Here is an 18522-nt window from a genome sequence, read left to right on the forward strand (position 1 = left end):
GTCCTGTAGAGCGGAGCCGCTGGCTCCGCTGGACCAGATGACAAACGGTTGAACAACGCGGGGCAACAGCCCCGCGCCACGGGAAACAAGAGATGGCAAGCGGACGCGAAATCAAAACCAAGATCAAGAGCGTGCAGAACACCCGCAAGGTGACGCGCGCCCTGGAGATGGTCTCGGCCTCCAAGATCCGCAAGGCGCAGGATCGGATGAAGACCTCGCGTCCGTACGCGCAGGCGATGAAGCAGGTGATCGGTCATCTGGCCCAGGCCAGCACCGACTACCAGCATCCGTTCCTGGTCGAGCGCGAGCAGGTCAAGCGGGTCGGCTTCATCGTGATCTCCTCTGATCGCGGCCTGGCCGGCGGCCTGAACAACAACCTGTTCCGCAAGATGCTGGGCGAAGCCAAGGCATGGCAGGACAAGGGTGCGGAAGTGGACCTGGTGACCATCGGCCAGAAGGCATCGACCTTCTTCCGCCGCGTGAAGGTCAACATGGTCGGCAGCGTGACCCACATCGGCGACGTGCCGAAGCTGGAGTCGCTGATCGGTGTGATCAAGGTCATGCTCGACGCCTTCACCGAAGGCAAGGTCGACCGCGTGTACCTGGTCTACAACCGCTTCGTGAACACCATGACGCAGAAGGCCAGCTTCGATCAGCTGCTGCCGCTGCCGCCGGCTGAGAAGCAGGTCGCTCACCACGACTGGGACTACCTGTACGAACCCGATGCCGCGACCGTGCTCGAGCACGTGATGACGCGTTATATCGAGTCGCTGGTGTACCAGGCCCTGCTGGAAAACGTCGCCTCCGAGCATGCGGCACGCATGGTTGCGATGAAGGCGGCGAGCGACAACGCCAACAAGCTGATCGGCACCCTGCAGCTCGTCTACAACAAGGCGCGCCAGGCAGCGATCACCCAGGAAATCTCCGAAATCGTCGGCGGCGCGGCAGCAGTCTGACCGCGTTCGTTCAAAGCACACATTTAGAGGATGCAGCAATGAGTCAGGGCAAGATCGTTCAGATCATCGGCGCGGTCGTCGACGTCGAATTCCCGCGTGAGTCGGTGCCGAAGGTGTACGACGCACTGAAGGTCGACAACACCGAAATCACCCTCGAAGTCCAGCAGCAGCTGGGCGACGGCGTGGTGCGTACCATCGCCCTCGGTTCCACCGACGGCCTGAAGCGCAACCTGGTCGCCACCAACACCAACCGCGGCATCTCCGTGCCGGTCGGTGCTGGCACCCTGGGCCGCATCATGGACGTGCTCGGCCGTCCGATCGACGAAGCCGGCCCGGTGGCCGCCAGCGACAGCTGGGAAATCCACCGTGCGGCCCCGTCGTACGAAGACCAGTCCCCGGCCACCGAGCTGCTGGAAACCGGCATCAAGGTCATCGACCTGATGTGCCCGTTCGCCAAGGGCGGCAAGGTCGGCCTGTTCGGCGGCGCCGGCGTCGGCAAGACCGTCAACATGATGGAACTGATCAACAACATCGCCAAGGCGCACAGCGGTCTGTCCGTGTTCGCCGGCGTGGGTGAGCGTACCCGTGAGGGCAACGACTTCTACCACGAAATGAAGGACTCCAACGTCCTCGACAAGGTGGCGATGGTGTACGGCCAGATGAACGAGCCGCCGGGCAACCGTCTGCGCGTCGCCCTGACCGGCCTGACCATGGCCGAGTACTTCCGCGACGAGAAGGACGAAAACGGCAAGGGTAAGGACGTCCTGCTGTTCGTTGACAACATCTACCGCTACACCCTGGCCGGTACCGAAGTGTCGGCACTGCTGGGCCGTATGCCGTCCGCCGTGGGTTACCAGCCGACCCTGGCCGAGGAAATGGGCGTCCTGCAGGAACGCATCACCTCGACCAAGAACGGTTCGATCACCTCGATCCAGGCCGTCTACGTTCCCGCGGACGACCTGACCGACCCGTCGCCGGCGACCACCTTCGCCCACCTGGACTCGACCGTTACCCTGTCGCGTTCGATCGCCTCGCTGGGTATCTACCCGGCCGTCGATCCGCTGGACTCCACCAGCCGCCAGATGGATCCGCTGGTCATCGGCCACGAGCACTACGACACCGCCCAGCGCGTCCAGCAGACCCTGCAGAAGTACAAGGAACTGAAGGACATCATCGCGATCCTGGGCATGGACGAGCTGTCCGAAGAGGACAAGCAGGCCGTGTCGCGCGCCCGTAAGATCGAGCGCTTCTTCAGCCAGCCGTTCCACGTGGCCGAAGTGTTCACCGGTTCGCCGGGCAAGTACGTGCCGCTGAAGGACACCATCCGTGGCTTCAAGGCCATCGTCGATGGCGAGTACGACCACCTGCCGGAGCAGGCGTTCTACATGGTCGGCGGCATCGAAGAAGCGGTCGAGAAGGCCAAGAAGATGGCCGAGAAGGCCTGATCCGGGACGGGCGGGAGCGATCCTGCCCGACCTGACGCCGGCGCCGGGCAACCGCCCGCGCCGGTGGACTCCCACGGTGGCATTGCGCCGCCGCGAACAGCGAAGAGATTTGCATGAGCACGATCCGTTGCGACATCGTCAGCGCCGAGCAGGAAATCTTCCGTGGCGAAGCGACCCTGGTCGTGGCCACCGGTGAGCTGGGCGAACTGGGCATCGCGCCCAAGCACGCGCCGCTGATCACCCGCCTGAAGCCGGGCAAGGTGGTGGTGACCACGCCGAACGGCGAGCAGCTGGATTTCGCCATTTCCGGCGGCATCCTGGAAGTGCAGCCACAGGTGGTGACCGTGCTGGCCGACACCGCGATCCGCGCGCAGGACATCGACGAAGCCTCGGTCCGCAAGGCCAAGGAAGAAGCCGAGCGCATCCTGGCCAACCGCGGCGAAGCGATGGAAGTGGCTGAAGCCCAGCAGAAGCTGGCCGAAGCCGTCGTCCAGCTGCAGGCGCTGGAGCGCCTGCGCAAGACCCTCAAGCACTGAGGTTCACGCGCTGCATCCATGAGAACGCCGGCCCCGTGCCGGCGTTTTTGTTTGAGTGGGATAGGGCGTTGACTGGGTAGCGTCGACTGTCAGTCGATTCTACCGATCCCGATCCCGATCCCGATCCCTGCACCGCATCAGCGGAAGACCACGTAGCGCATCATCAGGAACGATACGCACGCCAGGCCGCCTTCCACCAGTGGCTTGGCCAGCCAGGTGTATTGCAGGCCCAGCGCGTGGTCGACCAGGCTCATTAGCAACGTGCTTGCCGCGGTCAGCAGCAGCCACACCCCGAAGAAGCGTGTGAATCGACGCCAGCCGAGGCGTGCACCATCCGCATGGGCGAAGGTATATCGGCCGTTGAGCCAGAAGCCCAGCAGCATCCCGGCCAAGCGTCCGCCGACGTTGGCCGGCGCCACCGGCATGCCCAGCGCGGTGGCGACCACGAACACCAGCCAGTCGAGCAGCAGCTGCACGAGCCCGATGATGAGATAGGTGCTTCCCTGGCGGACGAGGCCCATCGGCATGGTGAAGGAGGAAGGATGCCCATGTTAACGGCCCACGCTCTAGAATCACCGGCAACGAACCACGGACTGCCGTTCCCATGACCCAAGCCCTGCACGTCATCATCCTCGCCGCCGGCGCGGGCAAGCGCATGAAGTCGGTGCTGCCGAAGGTGCTGCAGCCGATCGCCGGCCAACCGATGCTGGCGCACGTGATCGACGCGGCCCGCGAGCTGCAGCCGGCGGCCATCCACGTGGTCCATGGCCATGGTGGTGAAGCGGTGCGGCAGTACTTCGCCGACCAGCCCGATCTGCAATGGGCCGAACAGGCGCAGCAGCTGGGTACTGGCCACGCAGTGGCGCAGGCGATGCCGCAGGTGCCGGATGCCGCGCAGGTGCTGGTGCTGTACGGCGACGTGCCGCTGATCCGCGCGCAGACCCTGCGCGACCTGCTGGCGCAGCCGGGGCGGTTGGCGGTGCTGGTCGCCGAGGTTGATGATCCGACCGGTTACGGCCGCGTGCTGCGCGATGCCGAAGGCAAGGTGGGTTCGATCGTCGAGCAGAAGGATGCCAATGACGATCAGCTGCGCGTGCGCACGATCAACACCGGCATCATTGCCGCCGAGTCGACCGCGTTGCGGCGCTGGTTGTCGCAGCTGTCCAACAGCAATGCACAGGGCGAGTACTACCTCACCGATGTGTTCGCGTTCGCCGCGCACGAGTACACCCCGGCCGAGATGGCGCTGGTGGCCGACGCGCAGGAAGCGGAGGGGGCAAACGATCCCTGGCAGCTTTCGCAGCTGGAGCGTGCCTGGCAGCGCCGCGCGGTGCGAGCGCTGTGCGCGCAGGGCGCGCGCGTACGCGATCCGGCACGTCTCGATATCCGTGGCACTGTCACCGTGGGCAGTGACGTGCTGATCGATGTCGATGTCGTTCTTGAAGGCAATATCGTGCTGGGCGATGGCGTGACCATCGGTCCATTCAACCGCCTGAAGGACGTTGCTCTCGGTCCGGGCACCGAAGTACGTGCGCACTGTGATCTGGAAGGCGTGGTCACCGAAGGCGCAGCACTGGTCGGTCCGTTCGCGCGCCTGCGGCCGGGTACCGTGCTGGCCGATGGCGTGCACGTGGGCAACTTCGTCGAGACCAAGAAGGTGACCCTCGGCGTTGGCAGCAAGGCCAACCACCTCACCTACCTGGGTGATGCGGTGATCGGCAGCAGGGTGAACATCGGTGCCGGCACCATCACCTGCAATTACGACGGCGTGAACAAGTCGACCACCACCATCGGCGACAACGCGTTCATCGGTTCCAACAGTTCGCTGGTGGCGCCGCTGACGATCGGCGAGGGCGCGACCATCGCCGCCGGCTCGGTCATCACCCGCACCGCCCCGGATGGCAAGTTGACACTCGCACGTGCACGACAGGAAACCATCGATGGCTGGAAGCGCCCGGTCAAGAAGTCCTGAGCCCCGCATCCCGCACGCCGACGAACTCGGCGTGCTGCCGGCGATCGAGCAGCGTGCCGGCGAGCTGTTGAAGGGCCACGAGGCGTATCCGGTGTTTGCCGGGCACGGCCTGGACCTGCCGGCATTGCAGGACGGCCTCCTGCGTGAGCGGCTGTGGGTAGTCGATGCCGCCGAGGGCGGTATTGCGGGTTACCTGTTGGCGGGCGAGCTGTGCGGTGAGTTCCATGTCCTGCAGATGGACGTGGACCCGGCACATGCGCGTCGCGGCCATGGCCGAGCGTTGCTGCGGCATGCCTTGGCGCAGGCCAGGGCTGCCGGCTTCGCTGCAGCGGTGCTGACCACGTTGAGCGATGTGCCGTGGAATGCAGCCTTCTATGCCAGCGAAGGCTTCGACGTGGTGCCTGAGGCTGAGTGGAACGACGGCCTGCGCGCAGTCATGGCCGAAGAGGCTGCGCTCGGATTCCCGATGCACCTGCGGGTGGCGATGCGGCGGGTCTGGTAGGTGCGGACCTTGGTCGGCACATCCACGTATGGCGTGGATCTACCGATCGGCCACTCAACCCACCGGCAGCAGGATCGATACGCACAACCCTCCATCACCGCGGTTCTGCAGCGACACCCGCCCACCGTGCGCTTCCACGATCTCGCGGGTCAGCGCCAGCCCCAACCCGGTGCCATTGCGCTTGGTCGAATAGAAGGGCATCAGTGCGTTCTGCAGCACCTGCTCGTTCATGCCCTTGCCGCGATCCAGTACGTCCAGGCGCAGCCACTGCGGCAGCCGCGTGAGTTGCACCTGTACGTCATCGTTGGGCGGATCAGCTTCGGCGCAGGCTTCATGCGCGTTCTTCAGAAGATTCAACAGTGCCTGCCCGAACTGCGCGATGTCGATGCGGCTGCTCAGTTCCTCGTCCGGCTCGCGTTCCATGGTGAAGGGGATCTGCTGGCGCAGGCTGGACAGGAACGGCGCCCAGTGCACGGTCTGCAACTGTGGCTGCGGCAGCTTGGCGAAGCGTGCATAGCCACGGATGAAGCCTTCCAGGTGGCGCGCGCGGTCCTCGATGGTGGTGAAGATCTCGGGCAGCCGATCGAAGCGCTCGCGCTGCACCAGCACGCCACCGGAGTGGGCCAGCGAGGCGATAGGCGCCAGTGAGTTGTTGAGCTCGTGGCTGATCACCCGGATTACTTTCTTCCAGGTCTGTACTTCCTGGCGGCGCAGCTCGGCGGTCAGCAGGCGCACCAGCAGCAGATCGTGCGGACGGCCGTTGAGCTGGAACGCGCGGCGCGACAGGTGGTAGACCTGCTCGTCATCCTCATCACCGTCTTCGCCTTCCGCATGCACGGCGAACAGGCTGTCGCCGCCACGGGCGATGGCATCGCGCAGCTCCACCGGCACCTGTTCCAGCACCTCTTCCAGGCGCTGGCCCTCCAGCTTCCAGCCACCATGCAGCAGTTTGCGCGCGGCCAGGTTGGAGAACACCACGCGCGCGATGCCGTCGCCGCCGGATGCGATCAGCAGCATCGCCACCGGCGTGTTCTGCACCATGGTGTCCAGCAGCAGTTCGCGCTGCACCAGGCCCTGCCGCTGCTCGCGCAGCACGTCCCCCAACTCGCGGTGCGCCTGCACCAGATCGCCCAGTTCGTCGTTGCCTGGCCAGTACACACCGAAGTTGTACTCGCCGTCGCGGTAGCTGCTGGTGGTGCCGGACAGTGCACGCATCAGCGAGCGCACCGGTGCGGTGGCACGGCGCAGGGTCCACCACATCAGCGCCAGCAGGATCATGGTCGACACCGTGGTCACCACCCAGCCATGGTTCATCCAGTACGCCAGCAGCCACGGCAATGCCGCGGCCAGCGCCAGCACGGGCAGCAGGCGCAGGAACAGGCGGAAGGTGAACGAACGCCGTTTCATTCGCGTGGGATGCCGTGCCTGTCCATGCGCCGGTACAGCGCCTGGCGGCTCAGGCCGAGTTCGGCGGCGGCCTGGGCGATGACACCGTGGTTGCGTGCCAGTACGTCCTCGATGCGCGCGCGGTCGGGATCATGGCCGGCACTCGGTGCCGGGCGCGGCGCCGGGGCGGCGCGTGGCAGATTGAGATCGGCCACTTCGATGCGGTTGCCGGTCGCCAGCAGTTCGGCACGCTGGATCACGTTGCGCAGTTCGCGGACGTTGCCCGGCCACGGGTGCCGTTGCAGGGCGGCGCTGGCAGCACTGGACAATGGCTTGCCGGCCGCCAGGAAGCGCTCGGCCAGTGGCACGATGTCGCCCGCGCGCTCGGCCAACGGGGGCAGCACCAGTTCCACCGTATTGAGGCGGTAATAGAGGTCTTCGCGGAAGGTGCCGTCGCGGATCATGGCCGGCAGGTCGGCGTTGGTGGCGCTGACCACGCGCACCTTGACCTGGCGCTCCCGGTTGGAGCCCAGGCGCTCGAAGCGGCCGGTTTCCAGCACACGCAGCAGCTTCATCTGCCCGCCCAGCGACAGGTTGCCGATCTCATCCAGGAACAGGGTGCCTCCGTCGGCGGCTTCGAACTTGCCTTCGCGTGCCTTGTTGGCACCGGTGTAGGCGCCGGCCTCGGCACCGAACAGTTCGGCCTCGATCAGCTCCGATGGCAGTGCACCGCAGTTGACCGTGATGAACGGGCCCTTGGCCACCAGCGAATTGGCCTGGATGATCTGCGCGATCTTTTCCTTGCCGGCACCATTGGGGCCGGTGATCAGTACCGGCAGTTCCGAGCGCGCGACCTGGCAGGCCAGGGCGATGACGCGCTCGCTGGCCGGATCGGCGAAGACCGCGCCGCACAGGTCGTACTTCTCTTCCAGCGCGTTGCGCTGGCGCAGTTCACGGCTGCGGCGCCGATCCAGTTCGCGGCGCGCCTCGGACAGTTCCAGCAGGTTGTTGACCGTGGTCATCAGCTTGCGGTCGTCCCAGGGCTTGGCCAGGTAGTCGGCGGCACCGGCCTTGACCAGGTCCACCGCGCTGCTCAGGTGGGTCCATGCGGTGAGCAGGATCACCGGCAGGTCCGGGTGGCGTGCGCGGATCTGTGCGAACAGGTCTTCGCCTTCTTCGCCGGAAGTCGTGTCCTCGCTGAAATTCATGTCCTGGATCACCAGGTCGACCGGCTGCGATTCGAGCAGGGCCAGCCCTTCGGCCGGGCTCTGCGCCTGCAGGGTATCGATGTCGTGCAGGGAGAACAGCACGTCCAGTGCGGTGCCCACACTGGCGTTGTCGTCGATGATCAGGATCGAAGGCATCAAGCAGTTCTGCGGAAAGGGATGGGCGGCGCCGATGGAGCCGTTCGTGTCCACGCACCGGGAGAGCCCGGCGCCACCCATCAAGCATAGCCAAACCTGTGGCCGCAGGGGGCGGGCCGGTCTCAGCGCCGTGGTGGGGGAGGCGGTGGTGCCGGTGGCGGTGGAGCGACCAGCGCCAGTCGCCAGGCGTCAGCATCCACCGAGACCGTGAACTCGCGTCTGTCGCGGCGCAGCAGAAGATACGCAGTCGAAGCGTTGGAGTGACGCAGGGCGTCGGCCAGGTGCTCGATCCGCCGTACGGCGGTGTCGTCCACCCGCAGGATGCGATCGCCGCTGCGCACGCCGAAGCGGGCTTCCGGACTGGCCGCGTCCACGCGCACCTGGCCCTCGGTCGAGCGCAGCGCCAGCCGTGCATCGTTCTGGCGCCATTCCAGTGTCTGCGAGCTGCCACCGCCGGCCACAGCCGGCAGTGGCAGGAGCATCATCAACAGCAACCAGCGCGCACGCATCTCACGCGCCCCGCGTGGCGACCGCGGGCGGTACCGCTGCTGCGCGCCGGGCCGGCCCGAACACCGCGATCTGGCCCAGCACCCACAGCAGCAGCGCACCCAGTGGCAGGTAGAACAAGGGCATGCGCGGCAGCTCGTACATGTTCATCAGTGCGAGGTTGATTGCATAGGCCGCGAGCATGCCGAGCACGATGCCCAGCGTTGCCAGCAGGAAGTTCTCGGTCTGGAAGTAGCGCAGGATCTGCCCACGCGTCGCGCCGAGCGCGCGGCGGATGCCGATCTGCTTGCTGCGCTGCTGCACCCAGAAGCTGGCCAGGCCGATGATGCCCAGGGCGGTGACCACCAGCAACGAGACGCTGACCGTGATCAGCAGGCCGACCATTGCGCGGTCGTTCTTGAAGAAATCCTTGCGCTGGTCTTCGTAGCTCAGTTTGTCGCGCATCAGCCGGTTGGGATCGTTGCGCTCCAAGGCGGCAGCGGCGGCATTGAGCACTTCCTCGCGGCGCGCCGGATCGGTGCGCAGCACGTAGGTGCCACCGTCATCGAAGGTGCGCCGCAACGGCAGCAGCATCGAGTTGGTCCAGTTGTCACTCCAGCCGTTGGGCGTGCTGAGCGTGTCGACGATGCCGACCACGTTCAGGGGCTGCTTGCCCATGTAGTAGGTCTTGTTCAAGGCGCTGCCGTTGGGTTCCATCTTGGCAGCGGTACTCTGGGTGAGGATCACCGGGATCGCCTGTTCCTTGGCGCCGCCCTTGGTGGCTTCCTTGATGTCCTTGTATTCGCTGGGCAGGAAATCACGGCCGGCGATCAGGTTGATGCCCAGGGTGCCCAAGCCACCCTCGGACAGGGTGTACATCGAGGCATTCGTGGTCGGGCGCTCCTGGTCGAGCACGCGCGAGATGCTGCTGCTGGAGGAGCCATTGCGGAATGGAACCTGGTTGATGATGGTGGCGCTGGTGACGCCGGGAATGGCGCGCAGCGAGGCCAGGTCTTCGCGGGTACGGGCCATGGCGTTGGTCTGCTCGCCGATGCCGCTGACACGCAGCATCACCAGTTCGTTCTCGGCGATGCCGCTGGGCATGCTGATCTTCTCGATGCGCTGGCTGACCAGGAACAACGCGTTGCAGACGATGGCACAGGTCAGTGCGACTTCCAGCACGATCAGGGCGGCGGCAGTCTTGTGCCGGCGCAGGGTGCTGAGGATGGGGCGGATGTCCATGGGAGGTCCTCGTACTCGTGCTTACTGCGACTTGAGCTGGATGGCCGGAGTTACCTGCATCGCGCGCCAGGCGGGCAGGAAACCCGCGGCAAGACTGGCGAGCAGGGTCAGGCCCAGTGCGAGCAGCAGCATGCTGCCGTCCAGGTGGGCCAGCTTCGCGTAGTCGACAGGTTGCTGGCGCACCGCATACAGGCCAAGCAGGGCCAGGCCGATACCGAGCACGCCACCGACCACGCCGACCGCACCGGCTTCCACCAGGCATTGCAGGAAGATCTGCCCACGGCTGGCACCCAGTGCGCGGCGCACGCCGATTTCGCCGCTGCGGCGCAGGAACTTGGCCAGCAGCAGGCCGACCGTGTTGACCAGGCAGACGCCGAGGAAGCCCAGTGCCAGCCACAGCTGCAGGCGCACATCGCTGGGTACTGCGCCGTTGAAGTCGAGCCACTCCATCACGTTGCGCAGGCGCACGTTCGGCGGACGCTGGAAGCGACCGGCTTCGCGCTGCTGGTTGGAGTAATTCTCCAGGTAGCGGCGATAGTCGCCGGCCTTGGCCGGATCCATCTCTACCCAGTACTGCAGCCACGCGCACGGCGCATTGAGTGAATGGCTGTTGTCGTCCGGGTTCTCGCCGAAGCAGTTCATGTTGCCGTTGTTGCCGAGCTTCAGGTCGAACGAAGTGGTGATCGGCAGCAGCAGGTCTTCATCCTTGCCGTAGCTGCCGGTGGTCAGGTCGTAGAAGTGCGGTTCCGGGCTCCACTCCTTCATCACACCGACGATGCGGTAGGACTGGCCTTCCATGCGGATGTCACGGCCCACGCTGTTGGCGCCCTGGAACAGCTTGTCGTTGAGCGCCTTGGAGATGACCACGACCCGGGCGCGGGCGGTGTCGTCCTCACGCGTCCACGGACGCCCGTACTGCATCGGCACTTCGAACATCGGGAAGAAGTCAGCCGAGGTCCATCGGGTATCGATGGTGAACGGCTTGAGCGTGGCGCTGGTCGGTTCGATGGTGCCGCCGCCGCCGCTCATCAGCGCCTGGCGCTCGCCCTTGGCTTCGCGCAGCAGCGCTTCACCGTCGAACCGCGTCAGCTGGGTCTCCGGCTCTTCGCCCGGCACATAGCCACCGCGTCCGCCGGGGTCGAGCTGGACGTAGAACAGACGGTCGCTCTTGCCGGGAATCGGATCGCCGGAGAGCACGTGGAACACGGTCAGCGTGGTCATCGAGGCACCGATGCCGAGTGCGATGGCGACCACCATCAGCGCGGTCAGTACCTTGTTGCGGCGGAAGCTGCGCGCCGCCAATCGGGCGTAGTAGGCGAACATGGTCGGGCCCTCACTCGTTGACGGCGACGATGTGGCGCGGCGGGGTGGCCAGCACCGGCTCGCGGACCAGGTCGGTCACCTGGCCATCGACGATGTGCACGTTGCGCTGTGCGCGCGCGGCCAGCTCCGGATCGTGGGTAACCATCACGATGGTGGTGCCGGCGGCATTGATCTCCTCCAGCAGTTCCATCACGCCGCGGGCCATCTGCGTGTCCAGGTTGCCGGTCGGTTCGTCGGCCAGCAGCAGGCGCGGGCTGCCGGCCAGGGCACGCGCGATCGCCGCACGCTGCTGCTGGCCACCGGAAAGTTCATTTGGATAGTGCTTCATGCGCGAGCCCAGGCCGACCTGGGTCAGCGCCTTTTCGATGCGTTCGCGGCGCTCGTTGGCGCTCATCTTCCGGTAGCGCAGCGGCACGTCGACGTTGTCGAACAGGTTCAGGTCGGGAATCAGATTGAAGCCCTGGAAGATGAAACCGATCTTCTGGTTGCGCAGGCGGCTGCGGGCGTCATCGCCCAGCGTGCTCACGTCCTGGCCGTCAAGCATGTAGGTGCCGCTGGTGAAGGTTTCCAGCAGGCCGGCGATGTTGAGGAAGGTGGTCTTGCCGGAGCCGGACGGGCCGGTGACGGCGACGAACTCGCCTTCCTTGACCTGCAGTTCCAGCGAGCGCAGTGCGTGGGTTTCCACCTGTTCGGTGCGGAAGACCTTGGCGACCGAACGCATTTCGAGCATGTACATGGGGTGTCCTCTCTCCAGGATTCAGGTATCAGGTATCAGTTGACGGAGACGCGTTCGGCGTCCTTGAACAGGTCGCTGCCGGAGACCACGATGCGGTCGCCTGGCTGCACACCCGACTTGATTTCCACTTCGCCCAGGCTGCTGACGCCCAGTTCCACCGGACGCCGCACCGCAGTGCGGCCGTCCATTACGTAGGCGATGCCGTTGCCCTGTTCGACGAACGGGCCGCGCTCGACCTTCAGCACGTCCTTGCGGGTATCGAGCAGCACGCGCACCGACATCCGCTGGCTCTGGCGCAGACCTTCCGGTTGCGCGCTGGCAAAGCGCACGCGGGCGTTGACTTCGCCGTTGACCACTTCCGGCGACACCGCGCTGATCTCGCCCGGGAACGGTTTGCCATTGCCGCCGGTCAACTGTGCCGGCATGCCGATCGCCAGGTCGCGGGCGAAGCTTTCCGGCACCTTGATCTCGACCTCGAACTTGGACAGGTCGACCACGCCCAGTACCGGTGCGTTGGCCGCCAGGTTGGTGGACTGGATGGCCTGCACCTGGCCGACCTGGCCGTCGAACGGTGCACGCAGGGTCAGTGCATCGACCTGGCGCTGCACCTCGGCCACCACGGCCTTCTGGCGGTCGGCCAGCAGGCGCTTGTTGCGGGCGTCCAGGTCCGCGCCCTGGCTCTGCAGGCGGGCATCGGTGGTGGCGTTGGCCAGGGTGATGTCGGCCTTCTTCAGCGAGTCCTTGGCCTTGGCAAGATCGATCTGCGGGACTGCGCCGCCGTCGTAGCCACGCTGGTAGCGCTGCAGGTCGCGGTCGGCGGCCTGCCGCTCGATGGTGGCCTGGTCGGTTTCCTTGCGCGACTTGGCGCGGGCCAGGGTGGCGTCCAGCGCGGCGCGGCTGGCCTCGGCTTCCAGGCCGGCCAGGGTGGCCTGCTCCTGGGCCAGCTTGCTGCGCAGTTCCGGGCTGTCGATGACCGCCAGTTCCTGGCCCTTCTTGACCACGTCACCGGCAACCACCTTCAGGTCCACGGTACCGGCCGAGATGGCGTACAGGATCGGGCTGTTGGCGGCGATCACCCGGCCGTCGGCGGCGATGTCACGGACCAGGTCGCCGCGCTTCACTTCGGCAATTCGCACGCGGCTGCTGTCGTAGGAGCGACTGGCATTGGACCAGGCGTGCACGGCCCAGCCGATGCCGGCGAGCAGCGCGATGGCGCCCAACGCCGGCCAGCGGTAGCGCTGCCAGCTGGCGCGGGTGGTGCTGGCCGGGGCGGAGGAAACGATCTGGTCCTGTGCGGAAGTGTCGCGGATCATCGGGTGCGTGCCTGACGGTGGTAGCCAATACCAAGCACGTAGCGTGCCAACTTTATTTCATTTCAGATCAATGAGTTGGAGAGAGGTTTGAAGTGTCCGGGTGTCCGCGGACACCTTTCCGGACACTTTCATTAAGCGGACAGGAGGGGGAAGCCGGACACGCGGGCTAGAATGCGCCGATCGTCTTCAAGGAAACGCGTGACATGTGTGGAATCGTGGGTGCAATCGCCGATCGCGACGTAGTGCCGGTGTTGATCGAGGGCCTGAAGCGGCTTGAGTACCGTGGTTACGACTCCTCGGGTATTGCGGTGATCGACCATGCCGAGCGCCCCGAAGTACGTCGCGTCCGTCGTACCGGCCGCGTGTCGGAAATGGCCACGGCAGCCGAAGCCGAAGGCTTCAATGCAGTGCTGGGCATCGGCCACACCCGCTGGGCCACCCATGGGGGTGTCACCGAGGCCAACGCGCATCCGCACATCAGCCAGGGCGTGGCGCTGGTGCACAACGGCATCATCGAGAACCACGAAGAGCAGCGCGAGAAGCTGCGCGCGATGGGCTACACGTTCGAGTCGCAGACCGATACCGAAGTCATCGCGCACCTGATCCACCATCACCTGAAGGGCGGCGACGACCTGCTGGTGGCGTTGCAGCACACGGTGAAGGAGCTGACCGGTGCCTATGCGCTGGCCGTGGTCAGCCGCGCCGAGCCGGAGCGCTTCGTTTGCGCGCGCATGGGCTGCCCGCTGCTGATCGGCCTGGGCGAGGGCGAAAACTTCGTCGCCTCCGACGTCTCGGCGGTGATCTCGGCCACCCGCAAGGTGATCTTCCTGGAAGAGGGCGACACCGCCGAGATCCGCCGCGATGGCGTGCGCATCTTCGATGAGCACGACCAGCCGATCGAGCGCGACGTGCACCTGTCCGATGTATCGCTGGCATCGCTGGAGCTGGGCCCGTACCGCCACTTCATGCAGAAGGAAATCCACGAACAGCCGCGCGCGCTGGGCGATACCATCGAGGCGGCGATCGACGCCGGTGGCTTCCCGGCCGAGCTGTTCGGCAAGAACGCCGAAGCGGTGCTGTCGGGCATCGAAGGCGTGCAGATCATCGCCTGTGGTACCAGCTATTACTCCGGCCTGACCGCACGCTACTGGATCGAAGCCATCGCCGGCTTGCCGTGCAGCGTGGAGATCGCCAGCGAGTACCGCTACCGCGCCGCCTATGCGAACCCGAAGCACCTGATCGTCACCATCTCCCAGTCCGGCGAAACGCTGGATACGATGGAAGCGCTGAAGTACGCCAAGTCGCTCGGCCACAAGCACACGCTGTCGATCTGCAACGTGCCGGAAAGTGCGATTCCGCGCGCCAGCGAACTGGTCTGCTACACCCGCGCCGGTGCCGAGATCGGCGTGGCCTCGACCAAGGCCTTCACCACCCAGCTGGCCGCACTGTTCCAGCTGACCGTGGTGCTGGGCAAGCTGCATGGCCGCATCGACGCGGCGCAGGAAGCGGACTACCTGGAGCAGCTGCGCTTCCTGCCGGGCAGCGTGCAGCATGCACTGAACATGGAGCCGCAGATCGCCGCCTGGGCGGAACGTTTCGCGCGCAAGAGCAGCGCACTGTTCCTCGGCCGTGGCCTGCATTACCCGATCGCGCTGGAAGGCTCGCTCAAGCTCAAGGAAATCTCCTACATCCACGCTGAGGCCTATCCGGCGGGCGAACTGAAGCACGGCCCGTTGGCGCTGGTGGACGAGGACATGCCGGTGGTGGTGATCGCGCCCAACGACAGCCTGCTGGAGAAGGTGAAGTCGAACATGCAGGAAGTGCGCGCGCGTGGCGGCGAGCTGTTCGTGTTTGCTGACCAGGACAGCAACTTCAACGAGTCCGAAGGCGTGCACGTGATCCGCACGCCGCGCCATGCCGGCGTGCTCAGCCCGATCGTGCACACCATCCCGGTGCAGTTGCTGGCGTATCACACCGCACTGGCGCGTGGCACCGACGTGGACAAGCCGCGCAACCTGGCCAAGAGCGTGACGGTGGAGTAACCCCGCCGGATCCATTGGATGCTGCATGCGAAGGGGCCCCACGAGGGCCCCTTTCGTTTGCGTCGCTGGCAATGCCAAGTGGGACAGCCGCCGGGTGTTCTGTCCGCCGTCGGCAGCAGGCAACCAATCTTTAATGCGCGACATGGCCTGTATTCAGCGGCGGTTTCAGCCGCGGTGCCATTCTCTGGATCGTCAGTTGGTTCCCACGACGAACTGTCCTATCGATGCCGGTAGTGACCGATGGTCGCAGTCGTAGAATCGATTTGACCGAGGTTAGGGTTGAGCGGTTGAACCCCCTCGTTCGCGTTGCAGCACATCGTTTGCCGCTTCATTCCACGCGGCAGTCGGGTGCGCCAGACGTGCGCTGAAAGGTCTGTTCCCGGGGAGGGGGCGTATCGGAAGAGCACACTTTTTTGACTTCAGTGACCTGCACCAGGAAACAAGAATGAACGTCCGCGAACTCCTGCAATCCAAGAAAGAAGCTGTCATCACCATCGACGCAGAAGACACCATCGGTGCCGCCGCCCACAAGATGAGCGCGAACAGGATCGCTGCGCTGGTGGTGATGAAGGACGATGCCCCGGTCGGCATCATTTCCGAGAAGGACATCGTGCGTACCCTGGCCGACGACGGCCCGCAGGCCGGCCGCCGGGTGATCTCCAGCCTGCCGTCCACCGGCCTGGAAGGCATCGCGCCGGAAGCCACCCTGAAGCAGGCCATGTCGTTGATGACGTATTCGCGGCGCCGTCATCTGATGGTCACCGACGGCACCCGCCTGGTCGGCATCCTCAGCCTGGGCGACATCGTGAAGAACCTGCTGGGCGAGCTGGAGCTGGAAAAGGCCGTGCTGCAGGACATCTACATGGCCGCCCACTGAGGGCTGCAGCGCTGGAAGCAGAGAGGCCGGGCATTGCCCGGCTTCTTCGTTCACGGCACCGGTGAAATCAGAAAGTGACCTTCACCGAATCGGCGCTGTAGTTGGCTGGGCCGTGGTAGACCACTTCGATGTTGTTGCCATCCGGGTCGAGCACGAACGCGCCGTAGTAGCCCGGGTGGTAAGGGCGTTCGCCCGGCGCGCCGTTGTCGGTGCCGCCGGCGGCGATCGCGGCGGTATGGAAGGCATCGACGGTGGCGCTGTCGCGGGCCTGGAAGGCCAGATGGTGGCGCCCGGTCAGCTGGCCGGCGGCGGCCTCGCTGCTGGCGCTGGAAATGAACAGCTCATCGGCCCAGAAGAAGTCCGGCCCTTCGCCGCCCAGCGGCACGCCGATGGTGTCGAACACCGCCTGGTAGAAGCGGCGGCTGGCGGCCAGGTCACGCACCACCAGCTGCAGATGGTCGATCAAGCGGCCGCGGTGCAGTTCCATCGTTTCCATACGAACCTCGCAAAAAAGGGGACGGAGGGGATTAAGTCGCTTCCAGCCAATAGTGCCAGAAACGACTTAATCCCCTCCGTCCCCTTTTTGGGTCAGACGTTGGAGATGATCTCGACCCAGTAGCCGTCCGGGTCCTTGATGAAGGCCAGGTTCTTCATGCGGCCGTCGGTCAGGCGCTTCTGGAAGGTCACGCCCAGGTCTTCAAATCGCTGGCAGGCGGTCTCGATGTCCGGCACCGACACGCAGATGTGGCCGAAGCCGCGTGGGTCGCTGTTGCCATCGTGGTAGACCGCGCCGTCCTGGGTCTCGGTGCCGTGGTTGTGGGTCAGTTCCAGCACACCCGGCAGGCCGGCCATCCACACGCGGCGCTGGGCATCGTCTTCCGGCACCACCGCGCCGGCCGGCACGTAGGCCAGGAAGTACAGGCTGAACTGGGCCTCCGGGAAGTCGCGCTTGTCGATCAGCTGGTAGCCGAGCACGCGGGTGTAGAAGTCCAGCGAGGCGGTGATGTCCTTCACCCGCAGCATGGTGTGGTTGAACACGAAGCCGCTGGTTTCGGCTGGGGCCTGGGTGGCGACGCCGGGGACATCGCGCAGGGCGGGAATGGTCATGGGGGAGGTCCTTCAGACAGGGCCGTTGCCGGCCGGATGGGCCCATTCTACCGGCCGTCACCTGACGGCACCGCGACGTACAATGGCCGCATCGCACCGTTCCGTTCTGAGCATTGCCCGCCATGTCGCAGCGTGAATGGGTGGCCGCCGCCATCCGCAAGATCGAAGCCGATTTCAACCGTTCCGCCGATACCCACCTGATTCCGCTGGCGCTGCCCGGGTTCGAGGGCATCGATGTGTACCTGAAGGACGAGTCGAGCCATCCCACCGGCAGTCTCAAGCACCGGCTGGCGCGCTCGCTGTTCCTGTATGCGTTGACCAACGGCTGGTTGCGCGAAGGCCGGCCGGTGATCGAGGCCTCCAGCGGCTCGACCGCCGTCTCCGAAGCCTATTTCGCGCGTCTGCTCGGCCTGCCGTTCATTGCGGTGATCCCGGCGACCACTTCGCCGGAAAAGATCGCCGCGATCGAGTTCCACGGGGGCCGCTGTCACCTGGTCGAGCGTGCCTGTGAACTCAACGGTGAATCGGAGAAGCTGGCCCGCGAAACCGGCGGCCACTTCATGGACCAGTTCACCTATGCCGAGCGCGCTACCGACTGGCGCGCCAACAACAACATCGCCGAATCCATCTTCAAGCAGATGGCCGAAGAGCCCAGCCCGGTTCCGGAGTGGATCGTCTGCAGCCCCGGCACCGGCGGTACCGCTGCCACGCTGGGGCGTTATGTCAGCTACCGCCGGCATGACACCCGCATCCTGTGCGCGGACCCGGAAGTGTCGGTGTTCTTCGACGGCTACCAGGCTGCCGTGGCCGGTGAACAGGACTGGCGCGGACTGACCTGCAGCGGTGGCTCGCGCGTGGAAGGCATCGGCCGGCCACGGGTGGAGCCGAGTTTCATCCCGACCAGCGTCGATGCAATGGTGAAGGTGCCCGACGCGCTGAGCCTGGCCGCGATGCGCCATGTCAGCCGCCAGCTTGGCCGCCGTGTCGGTGGGTCCACCGGCACCAACTTCATCGGTGTGCTGCAGGCGGCGCAGTGGATGCGAGACGCGGGCCACCAGGGCAGCATTGTCAGCATCCTGTGCGACAGCGGCGAGCGTTATGCGCAGAGCTATTACGACCCGGCGTGGTACGTGCGCCAGGGCATCGATGTCGACGGCGCCGATGCACAGCTGGCAGCGGCGGTGGCTGGGCAGGGACTGCCCGAACTGCCGTGGTGCAGCCTGGAAGCGCTGTAG

Annotated in this window: 18 protein-coding genes; 8 read left to right on the forward strand and 10 right to left on the reverse strand. The window is 65.6% G+C overall.

The annotated features are described in order from the left end of the window. Positions 1 to 92: 92 nt before the first annotated feature. From atpG to VPH47_RS02600, 3 genes are all read left to right on the forward strand, one after another. The gene (gene atpG, locus VPH47_RS02590) at positions 93 to 956 is read left to right on the forward strand and encodes a F0F1 ATP synthase subunit gamma (protein WP_006471334.1); all 864 of its coding nucleotides are present in this window, start codon (positions 93 to 95) and stop codon (positions 954 to 956) included. Between the two features lie 38 nt (positions 957 to 994). Next, positions 995 to 2401, forward strand: a complete 1407-nt coding sequence (atpD, locus tag VPH47_RS02595; RefSeq protein ID WP_010481327.1) for a F0F1 ATP synthase subunit beta — start codon at positions 995 to 997, stop codon at positions 2399 to 2401. Positions 2402 to 2514: 113 nt separating this feature from the next. Continuing rightward, entirely contained in the window at positions 2515 to 2937 is a 423-nt protein-coding gene (locus tag VPH47_RS02600) for a F0F1 ATP synthase subunit epsilon (protein ID WP_005411127.1), read from the forward strand. Positions 2938 to 3074: 137 nt separating this feature from the next. Here VPH47_RS02600 and VPH47_RS02605 read toward each other — a convergent pair whose 3' ends face one another. Next, complete coding sequence (locus VPH47_RS02605; protein WP_368850063.1) at positions 3075 to 3458, reverse strand: GtrA family protein; 384 nt, start codon at positions 3456 to 3458, stop codon at positions 3075 to 3077. Positions 3459 to 3541: 83 nt separating this feature from the next. On the opposite strand from VPH47_RS02605, the gene glmU reads away from it, so the two are divergent. Together glmU and VPH47_RS02615 are read left to right on the forward strand one after the other, a co-directional pair. Then, complete coding sequence (glmU, locus tag VPH47_RS02610) at positions 3542 to 4909, forward strand: bifunctional UDP-N-acetylglucosamine diphosphorylase/glucosamine-1-phosphate N-acetyltransferase GlmU (protein WP_164161488.1); 1368 nt, start codon at positions 3542 to 3544, stop codon at positions 4907 to 4909. After that, positions 4878 to 5411, forward strand: a complete 534-nt coding sequence (locus tag VPH47_RS02615; RefSeq protein ID WP_197612354.1) for a GNAT family N-acetyltransferase — start codon at positions 4878 to 4880, stop codon at positions 5409 to 5411. The genes glmU and VPH47_RS02615 overlap by 32 nt, the downstream gene beginning before the upstream one ends. A gap of 54 nt (positions 5412 to 5465) precedes the next feature. Here VPH47_RS02615 and VPH47_RS02620 read toward each other — a convergent pair whose 3' ends face one another. The 7 genes from VPH47_RS02620 to VPH47_RS02650 all read right to left on the reverse strand — a co-directional run bounded on the left by VPH47_RS02620 (position 5466) and on the right by VPH47_RS02650 (position 13261). Beyond that, positions 5466 to 6818, reverse strand: a complete 1353-nt coding sequence (locus VPH47_RS02620) for a PAS domain-containing sensor histidine kinase (RefSeq protein ID WP_180847824.1) — start codon at positions 6816 to 6818, stop codon at positions 5466 to 5468. After that, positions 6815 to 8161: a sigma-54 dependent transcriptional regulator gene (locus VPH47_RS02625; protein WP_110714381.1), complete on the reverse strand. Its 1347-nt coding sequence runs from the start codon at positions 8159 to 8161 to the stop codon at positions 6815 to 6817. Before VPH47_RS02625 ends, VPH47_RS02620 begins: the two co-directional genes overlap by 4 nt. A 122-nt stretch (positions 8162 to 8283) precedes the next feature. Further along, the gene (locus tag VPH47_RS02630; RefSeq protein ID WP_368850064.1) at positions 8284 to 8670 is read right to left on the reverse strand and encodes a PDZ domain-containing protein; all 387 of its coding nucleotides are present in this window, start codon (positions 8668 to 8670) and stop codon (positions 8284 to 8286) included. Between the two features lies 1 nt (position 8671). Continuing rightward, a complete protein-coding gene (locus VPH47_RS02635) occupies positions 8672 to 9889 on the reverse strand; it encodes an ABC transporter permease (protein ID WP_164161490.1) in 1218 nt (405 codons plus the stop codon). Between the two features lie 21 nt (positions 9890 to 9910). Continuing rightward, positions 9911 to 11212 (reverse strand): ABC transporter permease, encoded by a 1302-nt coding sequence (locus VPH47_RS02640; protein ID WP_153854567.1) that lies wholly within the window; start codon positions 11210 to 11212, stop codon positions 9911 to 9913. Between the two features lie 10 nt (positions 11213 to 11222). After that, positions 11223 to 11948: an ABC transporter ATP-binding protein gene (locus VPH47_RS02645; RefSeq protein ID WP_014038558.1), complete on the reverse strand. Its 726-nt coding sequence runs from the start codon at positions 11946 to 11948 to the stop codon at positions 11223 to 11225. Positions 11949 to 11983: 35 nt separating this feature from the next. Beyond that, positions 11984 to 13261 (reverse strand): efflux RND transporter periplasmic adaptor subunit, encoded by a 1278-nt coding sequence (locus VPH47_RS02650; protein WP_110713786.1) that lies wholly within the window; start codon positions 13259 to 13261, stop codon positions 11984 to 11986. 203 nt (positions 13262 to 13464) lie between these two features. Here VPH47_RS02650 and glmS point away from each other — a divergent pair, with 203 nt between their 5' ends. Both glmS and VPH47_RS02660 read left to right on the forward strand, forming a co-directional pair. Continuing rightward, complete coding sequence (gene glmS / locus VPH47_RS02655) at positions 13465 to 15303, forward strand: glutamine--fructose-6-phosphate transaminase (isomerizing) (protein ID WP_110713784.1); 1839 nt, start codon at positions 13465 to 13467, stop codon at positions 15301 to 15303. Positions 15304 to 15748: 445 nt separating this feature from the next. Beyond that, the gene (locus VPH47_RS02660) at positions 15749 to 16180 is read left to right on the forward strand and encodes a CBS domain-containing protein (protein WP_368850065.1); all 432 of its coding nucleotides are present in this window, start codon (positions 15749 to 15751) and stop codon (positions 16178 to 16180) included. A 67-nt stretch (positions 16181 to 16247) separates the two neighbouring features. Here the strand turns inward: VPH47_RS02660 and VPH47_RS02665 are convergent, their stop codons facing one another. Further along, positions 16248 to 16676 carry a VOC family protein gene (locus VPH47_RS02665; protein WP_110713782.1) on the reverse strand — a complete coding sequence of 143 codons (429 nt, stop codon included), beginning with the start codon at positions 16674 to 16676 and terminating at the stop codon, positions 16248 to 16250. A 92-nt stretch (positions 16677 to 16768) separates the two neighbouring features. Further along, the gene (gloA, locus tag VPH47_RS02670; protein WP_153854566.1) at positions 16769 to 17287 is read right to left on the reverse strand and encodes a lactoylglutathione lyase; all 519 of its coding nucleotides are present in this window, start codon (positions 17285 to 17287) and stop codon (positions 16769 to 16771) included. A gap of 122 nt (positions 17288 to 17409) precedes the next feature. Between gloA and VPH47_RS02675 the strand changes: the two genes are divergently transcribed. Continuing rightward, a complete protein-coding gene (locus VPH47_RS02675) occupies positions 17410 to 18522 on the forward strand; it encodes a PLP-dependent cysteine synthase family protein (protein WP_368850066.1) in 1113 nt (370 codons plus the stop codon).

This window comes from Stenotrophomonas sp. WED208 (assembly GCF_040984485.1).
Classification (GTDB): Bacteria; Pseudomonadota; Gammaproteobacteria; order Xanthomonadales; family Xanthomonadaceae; genus Stenotrophomonas; species Stenotrophomonas riyadhensis.